This window comes from Pseudomonas sp. MPB23 (assembly GCF_046605395.1).
GTDB lineage: Bacteria > Pseudomonadota > Gammaproteobacteria > Pseudomonadales > Pseudomonadaceae > Aquipseudomonas.
On sequence record NZ_CP176771.1, the window covers coordinates 167,008 to 179,408 of the forward strand.

General features: G+C 61.9%; 14 protein-coding genes. 7 read left to right on the top strand and 7 right to left on the bottom strand.

Going from position 1 to position 12,401, the window contains the following annotated elements; genetic code table 11:
- Both ACLH0J_RS00710 and ACLH0J_RS00715 read left to right on the top strand, forming a co-directional pair.
- On the top strand, positions 1-462 hold the full coding sequence (locus ACLH0J_RS00710) for a hypothetical protein (RefSeq protein ID WP_411390471.1): 462 nt from the start codon (positions 1-3) through the stop codon (positions 460-462).
- A 161-nt stretch (positions 463-623) separates the two neighbouring features.
- Positions 624-1,256 (top strand): TetR family transcriptional regulator, encoded by a 633-nt coding sequence (locus ACLH0J_RS00715; RefSeq protein ID WP_010563367.1) that lies wholly within the window; start codon positions 624-626, stop codon positions 1,254-1,256.
- A 5-nt stretch (positions 1,257-1,261) separates the two neighbouring features.
- On the opposite strand, the gene ACLH0J_RS00720 is transcribed toward ACLH0J_RS00715, so the two are convergent.
- On the bottom strand, positions 1,262-1,759 hold the full coding sequence (locus ACLH0J_RS00720) for a C40 family peptidase (RefSeq protein ID WP_411390472.1): 498 nt from the start codon (positions 1,757-1,759) through the stop codon (positions 1,262-1,264).
- A gap of 278 nt (positions 1,760-2,037) precedes the next feature.
- On the opposite strand from ACLH0J_RS00720, the gene ureE reads away from it, so the two are divergent.
- The 5 genes from ureE to ACLH0J_RS00745 all read left to right on the top strand — a co-directional run bounded on the left by ureE (position 2,038) and on the right by ACLH0J_RS00745 (position 5,709).
- Positions 2,038-2,538 carry an urease accessory protein UreE gene (gene ureE, locus ACLH0J_RS00725; protein ID WP_411390473.1) on the top strand — a complete coding sequence of 167 codons (501 nt, stop codon included), beginning with the start codon at positions 2,038-2,040 and terminating at the stop codon, positions 2,536-2,538.
- Positions 2,535-3,209, top strand: a complete 675-nt coding sequence (locus ACLH0J_RS00730; protein ID WP_411390474.1) for an urease accessory protein UreF — start codon at positions 2,535-2,537, stop codon at positions 3,207-3,209. Before ureE ends, ACLH0J_RS00730 begins: the two co-directional genes overlap by 4 nt.
- 9 nt (positions 3,210-3,218) lie before the next feature.
- On the top strand, positions 3,219-3,833 hold the full coding sequence (gene ureG / locus ACLH0J_RS00735; protein WP_010563363.1) for an urease accessory protein UreG: 615 nt from the start codon (positions 3,219-3,221) through the stop codon (positions 3,831-3,833).
- 22 nt (positions 3,834-3,855) lie between these two features.
- Entirely contained in the window at positions 3,856-4,428 is a 573-nt protein-coding gene (locus ACLH0J_RS00740) for a HupE/UreJ family protein (protein ID WP_411390475.1), read from the top strand.
- A 159-nt stretch (positions 4,429-4,587) separates the two neighbouring features.
- Positions 4,588-5,709 carry an AGE family epimerase/isomerase gene (locus ACLH0J_RS00745; RefSeq protein ID WP_411390476.1) on the top strand — a complete coding sequence of 374 codons (1,122 nt, stop codon included), beginning with the start codon at positions 4,588-4,590 and terminating at the stop codon, positions 5,707-5,709.
- Between the two features lie 120 nt (positions 5,710-5,829).
- On the opposite strand, the gene ACLH0J_RS00750 is transcribed toward ACLH0J_RS00745, so the two are convergent.
- From ACLH0J_RS00750 to ACLH0J_RS00775, 6 genes are all read right to left on the bottom strand, one after another.
- On the bottom strand, positions 5,830-6,594 hold the full coding sequence (locus ACLH0J_RS00750) for an SDR family oxidoreductase (protein WP_411390477.1): 765 nt from the start codon (positions 6,592-6,594) through the stop codon (positions 5,830-5,832).
- Positions 6,595-7,293: 699 nt separating this feature from the next.
- A complete protein-coding gene (locus ACLH0J_RS00755) occupies positions 7,294-8,010 on the bottom strand; it encodes an ABC transporter ATP-binding protein (protein WP_262051624.1) in 717 nt (238 codons plus the stop codon).
- The gene (locus tag ACLH0J_RS00760; protein ID WP_411390478.1) at positions 8,007-8,882 is read right to left on the bottom strand and encodes an ABC transporter ATP-binding protein; all 876 of its coding nucleotides are present in this window, start codon (positions 8,880-8,882) and stop codon (positions 8,007-8,009) included. Before ACLH0J_RS00760 ends, ACLH0J_RS00755 begins: the two co-directional genes overlap by 4 nt.
- Positions 8,879-10,156 (bottom strand): high-affinity branched-chain amino acid ABC transporter permease LivM, encoded by a 1,278-nt coding sequence (gene livM, locus ACLH0J_RS00765; RefSeq protein ID WP_411390479.1) that lies wholly within the window; start codon positions 10,154-10,156, stop codon positions 8,879-8,881. The genes ACLH0J_RS00760 and livM overlap by 4 nt, the downstream gene beginning before the upstream one ends.
- Before the next feature lie 2 nt (positions 10,157-10,158).
- Complete coding sequence (locus ACLH0J_RS00770; RefSeq protein ID WP_010563353.1) at positions 10,159-11,073, bottom strand: ABC transporter permease subunit; 915 nt, start codon at positions 11,071-11,073, stop codon at positions 10,159-10,161.
- A gap of 122 nt (positions 11,074-11,195) precedes the next feature.
- Entirely contained in the window at positions 11,196-12,332 is a 1,137-nt protein-coding gene (locus ACLH0J_RS00775; protein ID WP_411390480.1) for a branched-chain amino acid ABC transporter substrate-binding protein, read from the bottom strand.
- Positions 12,333-12,401: the final 69 nt, after the last annotated feature.

Below are 12,401 nucleotides of genomic sequence, written 5' to 3' on the forward strand. Positions count from 1 at the left end.
ATGAAACGCCAAGTACTTGCTACCGTCCTCTTGTCCATCATGGCTTCCAGTGCCTTTGCCCTGCCAGCCGCCGAACAAGCGATTCCACAGGTCAAGGCTGATGCCGTTCACTTCAACCAGACCCTGGCTCGCAGCGGTTCGCAAGAACAAGAGAACCGTGACTACGCCAAAGGCGGCGTTGCTGAAAACGGTTCGGAGCAAGCCAACAAACGTGCCTATACCGAAGGTGTTGCCGAAGGCGGTGCTGATCGCCTGCAACACAAAGGTCTGGCTGAAGGCGGCGCAGAACACGCCAACGAACGCGCGTATGCCGAAGGTGTCGCCGAAGGTGGTGCCGACCGTCTGCAACACCAGGGCCTGGCTGAAGGCGGCGCAGAACACGCCAACGAACGTGCGTATGCCGAAGGTGTTGCCGAAGGTGGTGCAGACCGTCTGCAAGAACTGCACGAAGCACAGAGCTAAGCCTGTGGTGGCCGAGAAAAAAGCCCGATCCGCCGATCGGGCTTTTGCTTTTTTGTAGCGTTTGTCCCGCCCTTCCCCTGCACCCCAGCGCCAAGTTCGACGCCAACAGAACTGTTTTGCTAGAGTGCGTCGCTGTACTTGTCGACAAAGTCCGCCCGCCAATGCTGCCCCGCGCCGAACAAAAGCAACAAACCCGACTCGCCCTGATGGACGCAGCCCGCCATCTGATGGAGTGTGGCCGTGGGTTTGGCAGCCTGAGCCTGCGCGAAGTGGCCAGGACGGCCGGCATCGTGCCCACCGGTTTCTATCGCCACTTTGCCGACATGGACCAGCTTGGACTGGTGCTGGTGAGTGAAGTGGGCCAGACCTTCCGCGCGACGATCCGCCTGGTTCGCCACAATGAATTCGTGATGGGCGGCATTATCGACGCTTCGGTGCGGATCTTTCTCGATGTGGTCTCGGCCAATCGTTCGCAATTCCTGTTCCTGGCCCGCGAGCAATACGGCGGCTGCCTCGCAGTGCGCCAAGCCATCGGCGCGTTGCGTGAAGACATCACCCGTGACCTGGCGGCCGACCTGACGTTCATGCCCAAACTGCAGCACCTGGATGCCGAGGGTTTGCACGTAATGGCCGACCTGATCGTCAAAAGCGTGTTCGCCACCCTCCCCGACATCATCGACCCACCCGCCCAGGCCTTGCCGCCCCACCTCACGCCCCAGGCGAAAATCACCCAGCAGTTGCGCTTTATCTTTATCGGCCTCAAGCATTGGCAGGGCCTGGGCAGCACCGAGTAAGTCGGTCAGCCCGCCGTGTGGAAGCGCTTGGCCGTGGTGTAGTGCTTGTTCCAGTAATGGTTGCTCAGTGAATCGATGCGGATGTTCTTGCCGGTACGCGGCGAATGAATAAATTTGCCGTCACCTATATAGAGACCCACATGGCTGACCTGGCCGCGACCATTGCCTTTGAAAAACACCGCATCCCCCGGTTTCAAAGCACTGCGCTTGACGGTCGGCGCCGTAGAGCGGTGCATCGCCGCCGTGGTGCGCGGGATCTGGATATTCGCCTGGGTCTTGAAGAGGTAGACCAGAAAGCTGCTGCAATCGAACCCCTGCTCCACCGAGGTGCCGCCCCATTTGTAAGGCGTGCCCAATAATTCATGGGCGCGGTCGACCACGTCCTTGATGGACGCTTCCTTCAGGGACGCCGCGATGGAAGGAAGGGGCCGCAGGTTGGCTGACGCCGACGAAAGGGCGAGAGACAGGCTGACAATGACTAAACAAAAAAATGACTTGAACATGATGAACGTCGCAGTGGAATAAACACGGCGCATAGCCTAATGACGCGGCAGGTAACGTTTTGAGCGCCAATTCCTGAACATACGTAGGACAAATCCTAAAACGCTCACGATGGGTGCACGCACACAGAAGATGCACCACTTCGGTGCTTAAGCAGAATTTCCCTACGCCCTATTTAGTGGCGTTAGCGCGCCTGCTGACAGGCAATTCCTACCTTCCTTGTCGGGTTGGCAAGGCCCTTGCTCTAACTCTTGCATCGCTCATAGCTGGAAGCTTCCTGATGCTGGTGATCCACCGCCGAATCGCCCCCCAAGCCCTCTGGGACGCCGAGTTGCTGCTGAACTTCGAAGCACGCAGCAAGAGCCGCCTGCGCTGTTTCAGTGCCGAGGGTGAAGACGTCGGCCTGTTTTTGGAGCGCGGCCAACCGCCGCTGCATGATGGCGAATGCCTACAGGCCGAAGACGGACGTGTCGTACGCGTATGCGCCCGCCCTGAACACCTGCTGCACGTCACCTGCAGCAGCGCCTATGAACTGACCCGCGCCGCCTATCACCTGGGCAACCGCCATGTGGCGCTGCAAGTCGGCGATGGCTGGTTGCGCCTGCTCGATGACTACGTGCTCAAGGCCATGCTCGAACAATTGGGCGCCCACACCGAAACCCTCGAGGCGCCGTTCCAGCCGGAACACGGCGCCTATGGCGGTGGTCACCATCATTCGCGTCATGGCGATGAAGATTTCAACTACCCACCCAAGCTGCACCAGTTCGGCGTGCGTCAATGAACCCCGCCTGGGCGTTGCTGCGCCTGGCCAGTCCGCAATTGCCGATTGGCGGCTACAGCTATTCCCAGGGCCTGGAAATGGCGGTAGAGAACGCTCGCGTCAATGACGCCGCGAGCGCGCGACGCTGGATCGGCGATCAATTACTGCTCAACCTGGCGCGCTTCGAAGCGCCGCTGTTGCTCGCCCATTGCCGTGCGGCTACCGAGCAGGATTGGCCACGCCTGATGCAGTTGTGCGCAGAGCACCGCGCCAGCCGCGAGACCCGCGAGCTGTATCAGGAAAGCCGGCAGATGGGTTACTCGCTGCAGCAACTGCTCAACGGTCTACCGGAACTGGACGACGCGGCCCGTGGTTTTCTCGCACAACAAGCAGAGCCACATCTGGCCTTGGGCTGGGCGCTCGCCGCACGCGCCTGGGGCATCAGCGCCGACGATGCCCTCGCCGCCTGGCTGTGGAGCTGGCTGGAAAACCAATTGGCCGTGCTGATGAAAACCCTGCCCCTGGGCCAGCAGGCCGCCCAGCGCCTGACCAGCGAACTGCTGCCGCTGCTGCAACAAGCCCAGCAGGACGCCAGCCGCCTCGACCCTCACTCTTCCGGCAGCGCCGCGTTCGGCCTGTCCCTGGCATGCATGGCCCACGAGCGCCAGTACAGCCGCCTGTTCCGTTCCTAGGAGAAACACATGAACACACAACCCCTGCGAGTCGGCATCGGTGGCCCGGTGGGCTCCGGCAAGACCGCCCTGACCCTGGCCCTGTGCCTGGCGCTGCGTGATCGCTACAACCTGGCGGTGGTCACCAACGACATCTATACCCGCGAAGACGCCGACTTCCTGGTGCGCAACCAGGCCCTGGCACCGGAGCGCATCATTGGTGTGGAAACCGGTGGCTGTCCGCACACCGCGATCCGTGAAGACGCATCGATCAACCTGGAAGCCGTGGACCAGCTCAACCGCCGCTTCCCCGGCCTCGACCTGATCCTGGTGGAATCCGGCGGCGATAACCTGTCGGCCACCTTCAGCCCGGAGCTGTCGGACCTGACCATCTACGTGATTGATGTATCCGCCGGCGACAAGCTGCCGCGCAAGGGCGGCCCGGGCATCTGCAAATCCGACCTGCTGGTGATCAACAAGATTGACCTGGCGCCCATGGTCGGCGCGTCGCTGGAGTTGATGAACAGCGACACCCAGCGCATGCGCAACGGCAAACCCTTTGTATTCAGTAACCAGAAAACCGGCGTCGGCCTGGATGAAATCGTCGCCTTTATCGAACGCCAAGGGCTGCTGACCGCCGCCTGATCACTGCATAAGGAACCTGTCCATGAGCCTGAAAAAACTCTTCGGCGCCGCCGCCCTGCTGCTCACCCCCGCCCTGGCCTTCGCACACCCCGGCCACGGCGACAACGGCTTAGTGGCCGGTATCAGTCACCCATTGGGAGGCCTCGATCACCTGCTGGCCATGGTCGCGGTCGGCCTGTGGGCGGCCCAGCAAAAAGGCGCGGCCCGTTGGGCGCTGCCATGCACCTTCGTGGGCACCATGCTGCTGGGCGGCGTGCTGGGCTTTGAAGGCCTGGGCTTACCGGCGCTGGAGAGCGGGATTGCCGCTTCGGTGCTGGCCCTGGGCCTGGCGGTGGCGCTGGCGGTGCGTCCGCCGTTGTTCGTCGCCGTGGGGGCGACAGCGGTGTTTGCGCTGTTCCATGGCGTGGCCCATGGCCTGGAGCTGCCTGCCATGTCGAGCCCTTGGGCGTATGCCGCCGGGTTTGTCGCGGCGACCGCCGCGTTGCATGCCGCCGGATATGCGGTGGTGCGCGGACTGCCGGCGGCGGCGGCACCGTTGGTGCGGATCGCCGGGGCGGCTTCGGCGGCGACGGGGGTTTGGTTGCTGGCGGGCTGAGATTGGCGGCGTAGGTAAGGGCGTCATCGCCGGCAAGCCGGTTCCTACAGGTCATCGTATGTAGGAGCCGGCTTGCCGGCGATAGCGGTAGCACAGACACCACCGATCCCAAGCCTGCTACCATGCGCGCCTACACCCCTGCCGTGACGACGCCAGCCGATGCCCATCGCTCCAAGCTCCACCTCCCAGCCTTCGTTGAATGCCGTGCTCACGCACTTCCATGACCTGATCGTGCCGCTCTGGCAGGGCCCGGGCTGGAACGCCGAGTTGGCGCTGCCCTATGAGGCGCTGGACGCCGATCACCAGCCCTTGCCACCGCAACGCTACCGCGCCATGGCCTGCGCCCGGCAGCTCTACCTGTTCGCCAGCCTGATCGGCACGCCCGATGCCGCGTTTGCCGAAGAACGTGCGGCTGCGCTGTTCCGCTCGCTGCAACGGCATTTCCACGACGCCGAGCACGGTGGCTGGTTCTACAGCATCGACCCCGCCGGCCAACCGCTGGACCCGCGCAAAGACCTCTACACCCATGCGTTCATCATCTTTGCCTGCGCCCATTACTGGGCCAAGGTGCGCGAGCCGCTGGTGGAATCGGTGCTCAATGCCGCCCTGGAAGTGGTCGCCAAGCGCTTCGCCAACGGTGACGGCCTGTACGAAGCGGTGCTGGAGCGCGACTGGTCATCCCTCTCGTCCGGCCCGCTGCAAAACCCGTTGATGCACCTGGCCGAAGCGTTCCTCGCCACCCTCGCGGTGCGTGCAGACGCCGCCGTGCAAACGGCCCTGCTGAACCTGGCGACGGCCATGCAGCAGCGCTTCATCGACCGCCAGCACGGCGTGATGATGGAAAAACCGCTGGGCGCTGTGGATAACTGGTTTGAGCCGGGGCACCAGTTCGAATGGTTCTTTTTGCTCGAATCTTCACCGATCCTGCGCGACACGCCGCTGCACGCCTCTCTGACGCGGGCTTTCGCCTACGCCGAGCAGAAGGGTGTGGATAACCTCAGCGGCGCGGTCAGCGGCATGCTGGCCGTGGACGGCAGCGTGCGTGACGGCACCCAACGCATCTGGGCCCAGGCCGAGTACCTGCGGGCACTGACCTTGCGCCCCGGCAGCGAAGCGGTGCTGCAGCGCCAGTTACTCGCGCTGCAGCAGCACTTCCTGCATGCCAAGGGCTGGAACGAATGCCTGGACGCCAAGGGCAACGTGAGCCGCCGGGATATGCCGTCGACCACGCCGTATCACTTGGCGACCTGTTATCAGGGGTTGGTCAAGGCCCTCGGCTGACCTTCAGGGCCTCATCGGGAGCAAGCCCCACACTCGAACGGGTTCACAGATTTTGATCTGTGCCCCCATTCAAAGGTGGGAGGGGGCTTGCTCCCGATGCTGGCAACTCGGTCTAACGCCTTACTTGCCCCCGCGCTCAATCGCAAAGCCGGCCCAGGTCTGGCTCACCGGCATCAGTTCCAGGCGGTTGATGTTGACGTGCGCCGGGGTGTTGAGCACCCAGAAGATGGTGTCGGCGATGTCCTGCGGCTGGATCGGCTCGGCGCCAGCGTAGGTGGCGTCGTAGCGCGCCTGGTCACCGCCGAAGCGCACCAGGGAGAACTCGCTTTCGCACAGCCCCGGCTCGATGTTGGTCACGCGCACGCCGGTGCCTTGCAGGTCGCAGCGCAGGTTCAGGGAGAACTGCTTGACGAACGCCTTGGAGCCGCCATACACGTGGCTGCCCGGATACGGGTAGCTGCCGGCGATGGAACCGAGGTTGATGATCCCGGCGCCACGGCCATGGGCGATCAGGCGCGGCAGCAGCAGGCTGGTGGTGGTCAGCAGGCCCTTGATGTTGGTGTCGACCATGGTTTCCCAATCGTCGAGGTTGCACTTGGGCGCCGGGTCGGTGCCCACGGCCAGGCCGGCGTTGTTGATCAGTCCGCGCAAGGTGGCGAACGACGGCGGCAGGTTGGCGATGGCGTCTTCCATGCCCTTGCGGTCACGCACGTCCACCACCAGGCCGTGTACTTCGGTGTGCTTGGAAAGCTCCTCGACCAGCGCATTCAAGCGCTCGGCGCGACGACCGGTGAGCACCAGTTTCCAGCCGGCTTCGGCAAAACGACGGGCGCAGGCTTCGCCGAAACCTGAGGTGGCGCCAGTAATAAACAGCGTGTTGGACATGGTGTTCTCCTTGCGGACATCGGGGAAAAAATCAGCCAGCAGAATGCCCGTACGCCGCGATGGCGGCAACCGCTATGCACACACCCGCGCACTTCACTGATCGTTTTTTGATCAATGCGAGCAAAGCCTTATGAACCGTGGCCTGCAGCCATATGCGCGCAGGTTATCCACAACTGCGCCCACAGTCTTTGGGGGCAAGTGCAAAACGGCCCAGGCCGCTGTGCACAAGGCTTGCAGAGGGTTTTGCAAAGTTTTTTGCTTGACCTGGGACGGGGCGTATGTAGGCCCTTGCGCGGTGGAAAAAATCAAACGATGGCTCCAGGCCAGTCATTCCGGCCCCTGCGGCAGTCTTTCCAGAGTTTAGTCACAGACTTATCCACAGGCTGGAAGGACATATTTCGGTCATATACCTGTGTCTTTAAACAGGTTGACAACGCGCTTCGGCGGTCGCCAAAAAGCCGCTGATCAGAAAACGATCACAGCGCTGTAAGCCACGGATTTAAAGGCTTTCAGCCAGCTACTCCCACGTTACCCACAGCCGGTTCCACAGTGGATGGGGACAAGTCAAAACTGTGACAAAACAGGGATTTGCGGCGGCTATATGTCGCGCTTTGGGAGGTGGCTGGATTTGTTTTCCACAATTTCAGCAGCACGCCAAAAAACCATGTGGGAGGGGGCTTGCTCCCTCCCACAGGTAAATCAGTGGCCGCCGAGGTAGGCGTTGCGCACTTCCTCGTTGACCAGCAATTCCTTGCCGGTGCCGGTCAGGCGAATTTCGCCGTTGACCATCACATAGGCGCGGTCCGACAAGCGCAAGGCGTGGTTGGCGTTCTGTTCCACCAGGAAGATGGTCATCCCGGTGGCCGCCAGCTCGCGCAGGGTCGCGAAGATCTGCTTCACCACGATCGGCGCCAGGCCCAGGCTCGGTTCGTCCAGCAGCAGCAACTTGGGGCGGCTCATCAGCGCGCGGGCGATGGCGAGCATTTGCTGCTCGCCGCCGGACATGGTCATGGCGCGCTGGTTACGTCGCTCCTTGAGCCGTGGGAACAGCTCGAACATGCGCTGCATGTCTTCATGGGCGAACTTGTCGCCGATGGGGATGGTGCCCATCAGCAGGTTTTCCTCGACGGTCATGTCGGGGAACACCCGCCGCCCTTCCGGCGACTGCGCAATGCCGTTGGAGGCGATGTAGTGGGACGACTTTTGGGTGATGTCGACGCCGTTGTAGAGGATCTGCCCCGACTCGGCCCGTGGCTGGCCGAAGATCGACATCAGCAGCGTGGATTTGCCCGCGCCGTTGGAGCCGATCAGGCTGACGGTTTCACCTTCGTTGATGTAGAGCGAGACTTTCTTCAGCGCCTGGATCGGGCCGTAAAACACGTCCAGATCCTTCATTTCGAGGATAGGTGCACTCATACCAGCTCCTCTTCGTCCGCGCCCAGGTAGGCGGCAATCACTTTCGGGTCGTTGCGAATCGCGTCGGGGCCACCCTCGGCGATCACGTTGCCGTGGTCGAGCACCACGATGTGGTCGGAAATACTCATCACCATGCCCATGTCGTGTTCGATCAGCACCACCGTGAGGTCATGTTCGTCGCGCAGCAGGCGAATCATCGCGCTGAGGGCTTCGGTTTCCTGGGGGTTGAGGCCCGCTGCCGGTTCGTCCAGGCAGATGATCTGCGGCCGTGTGCACATGGCGCGGGCGATCTCCAGGCGGCGCTGTTGACCGTAGGAGAGTTCGCCGGCCAGGCGGTTGGCGCAGTCGACCAGGTCGACCACTTCCAGCCAGTAGAAGGCGTGGTCGAGGGCGTCGCTTTCAGCCTTGCGATAGCCCTTGGTGTTGAGGATGCCCGCCAACATGTTGCGGTTGACCCACATGTGCTGGGCCACCAGTAGGTTTTCCAGCACCGACATTTCCTTGAACAGGCGAATGTTCTGGAAGGTCCGCGCCAGCCCGGCGCGGTTCACCAGGTGGGTGCCGCCGAACATCTTGTAGTACACCCGGCTGAGGAAGCTCTTGGGCGACACGAAGTCGATGGCCTGGAAACGCTCGCCAAGCAGTTGGATTACGTTGGTCTGCTTGCCGCGCACGTTGAGTTCGATCTTGCCGCCACTGGCTTTGTAGAAGCCGGTGAGGCAGTTGAACACCGTGGTCTTGCCGGCGCCGTTGGGGCCGATCAGGGCGAAGATCGAGTTGCGTTCGACCTTGAGGCTCACATCGCTCAAGGCCTTGATGCCACCGAAGTGCATCATCAAATGTTCCACAGACAGGACGACTTCCTTGCTCATGGCGCCACTCCTTTACGTGGGGTCACACCGGTACGGCTGATCCGGATCAGGCCGCGCGGCCGCCAGATCATCATCACCACCATCAACACGCCAAACAGCAACACGCGGTACTCGGAGAAGCTACGCAGCAGTTCCGGCGCGACGGTCAATACGAACGCGGCGATCACCACGCCCACCGTCGAGCCCATGCCGCCCAATACCACGATGGCCAGGATCAGCGCCGACTCGAAGAAGGTGAACGACGACGGGTTGACGAAGCCCTGGTAACTGGCGAAGAACACGCCCGCCAGACCGGCAGTGGAAGCGCCGATGGTGAAGGCCGAGAGCTTGACCAGCACATGGTTCAGGCCCATGGAACGGCAGGCGATTTCATCTTCGCGCAAGGCTTCCCAGGCGCGGCCGACTGGCATGCGGGTCAGGCGGTGCTTGATGTACAGCACGGCCAGCACCACCAGGAACAGCACGATGTAGATGAACATGAACTTGATGTTGGGGTTGTAATCGAGGCCGAAGAACTCATGGAACGGAATCCCGCCCTCCTTCGCTTTGCGCCCGAACTCCAGGCCGAGGAAGGTCGGCGAAGGCACCGGCATGCCGTTCGGGCCACCGGTGAACGACAGCCAGTTGTTGAGCACCAGGCGAATGATTTCACCGAAGCCCAGGGTCACGATGGCCAGGTAGTCGCCGTGCATGCGCAACACCGGGAACCCGAGAATGCACCCCGCCAGCGCCGCCGCGATGGCCGCCAGTGGCAGTACGGTCCAGAACCCCAGGCCGAGGTATTGATAGCCCAGCGCCAGGCCGTAGGCACCGATGGCGTAGAACGCCACGTAACCGAGGTCGAGCAGACCGGCCAGGCCCACCACGATGTTCAGGCCCAGGCCCAGCAACACGTAGATCAGCCCGAGGATCACCACGGTCAGCAGGTACTTGTTGGCGAAGATCGGGAACACGATGGCGATCACGATCAGTGCCGGGATGATCCAGCGCAGCCGCGACTTGTAGTCCGGCGCCAGCACATGCACGCCCGAACCACTGCTTTCAAAGCCTTGCAGAACCTTCAGGCCCTTGGGGGTTTGCAGGAACAGGCTCAGGGCAAAGCGCCCGGCCATCACAATGGCGACCAGCAGGCCGACGCGCGCCGGTTCCAGGTTGAAGCTGTAGCCGTCGAGGACCACGCCGACGATCGGACCGAACACGATCAGGGAAATCAGCCCGGCGAGGACCGTATCGACCACACTTTTCTTGATATCGATGGGTTTGGCAGCAGACATGTTTACACCTTCGCCACAAGTGGACGACCAAGCAGGCCCTGAGGACGGAAAATCAGAATCACCACCAACAGGGAGAAACTGAACACGTCTTTGTAGTCAGAGTTGATCAACCCCGAGAACAACGACTCGGAGATACCGAGGATGATCCCGCCCAGCATCGCCCCAGGCAGGGAACCGATGCCGCCGAGTACCGCTGCGGTAAACGCCTTGATGCCGATGATGAAGCCGGCATAGAAGTCGAAGGTGCCGTAGTTGAGGGTGATCAGCACACCGGCCAGGGCCGCCATGGCGGCACCGATGACGAACACGTAGGAGATCACGCGGTCGGTGTTGATCCCCAGGATCGAGGCCATCTTGCGGTCTTGCTGGGTAGCGCGGCACATGCGGCCGAGCTTGGTGTACTTGATGATGTAGGTGAGCAACGCCATGCCGGCGAACGCCGCCACGAGGATGAAGACCTTGGTGTACGTGAGCTGGACAAACCCGCTGCCGAAATCGACACGCCAGGCCCCGGCCAGCAGGGTCGGAATACCTTGTTGCTTGGCGCCCTGGGCGATCTGCGCGTAGTTCTGCAGGATCAGGGAGATACCGATGGCGCTGATCAGCGGTGCCAGTCGGGTGGAGTTGCGCAGCGGTTTGTAGGCGACCCGTTCGATGACCCAACCGTACACGCCAGTGACGACCACGGTGAAGATCAGGGTGCCAAGAATGAGCAGCGGGAAGGATTCGATGCCGAAGTAAGCCAGCAGTGCCAGACTGATTGCCGCGAGGTAAGCGGAAATCATATAAACCTCGCCGTGGGCGAAGTTGATCATGCCAATGATGCCGTAGACCATTGTGTAGCCGATGGCGATCAGGCCATAGACCGACCCGAGGGTCAGGCCGTTGACCAGTTGCTGCAGGAAAATACCATCCATAACGCAATCTCACGCGGTGAGAACCTGCGCACCGGTGGGTGCGCGGTCCTTCTGGAGGAAAAGACAGATTTCAATAACAACACCGTCCCAACGAGGGAGGGGGCTTGCCCCTCCCACAGGGATTACTTCTGCTTTTCCAACTGGTGGTACTTGCCGTCTTTATCCCACTGGTACACCACGTAGTCGGAGATTTTCAGGTCGCCCTTGCCATCCCACTCTTTCTTGCCCATCACGGTCTGGACCGGGTGAGCCTTGAGCCACTTGGCGGCGTCTTCGCCCTTGTTGGACTTGGCACCGTTGAAGCCGGCGGCCAGGGCCTGGACCGAAGCGTAGGCGTACAGGGTGTAGCCTTCCGGCTCGTAGCCCGCTTTGCGGAACGCGTCCACCACGACCTTGCTGTCCGGCAGCAGGCGCGGGTCGGCGCCGAAGGTCATGTACACGCCGTCGACGTACTGATTGCCACCGGCGGTTTTCGCCAGCTCGTCAGTGACAACGCCGTCATCGGACATGAACTTGACGTCTTTCATGCCCGCCTCACGGATCTGGCGAACCAAGGGACCGGCTTCCGGATGCAGGCCGCCGAAGTACACGACGTCAGCACCGAGGGAACGGATCTTGGTGACCAGGGCGCTGAAATCTTTCTCGCCCCGGGTCAGGCCTTCTTCCAGCACGGGCTTGACGCCACGCTTGGTCAACTGGGCAGCAGTGGCGTCGGCCAGGCCTTTGCCGTAGGTGTCCTTGTCGTTGATGACCGCGACTTTCTTGCCCTTGAGCACATCGACGATGTAGTCGCCGGCGACGATGCCCTGCTGGTCGTCACGCCCGCACATACGGAACATGGCGCCCAGGCCGCGTTCGGTCACTTGAGGGTTGGTGGAGCCTGGGGTGATGGCGATGATGCCCGCTTCGTCATACACCTCGGACGCCGGGATGGTGTTCGAGGAGCAGAAGTGCCCGACCACGCCGATCACTTTGTCCTGGTCCGCCAGGCGGTTGGCCACGGCCACGGCTTGCTTGGGTTCGCAGGCATCGTCGCCGGCCACCAGCACGATTTTCTCGCCGTTGATGCCGCCAGCCTTGTTGATCACATCGGCGGCCGCCTGGGCGCCTTTCATGTACTGCTCACCGAAAGCCGCGTTGGCGCCCGTCATGGGCCCCGCTACGCCGATCTTCACATCAGCTTGAACAAACGCAGAAACACCCAGTGCCGTTGCAACGGCGAGGGCCAGAAAACCTTTCTTGTAAAACGTCTGGGACATGAGTGGTGCTCCGATGTTTTTGATTTTTGGCACAACAACTTGCGTTCAAACCTTTCACTGAAAGCTCAG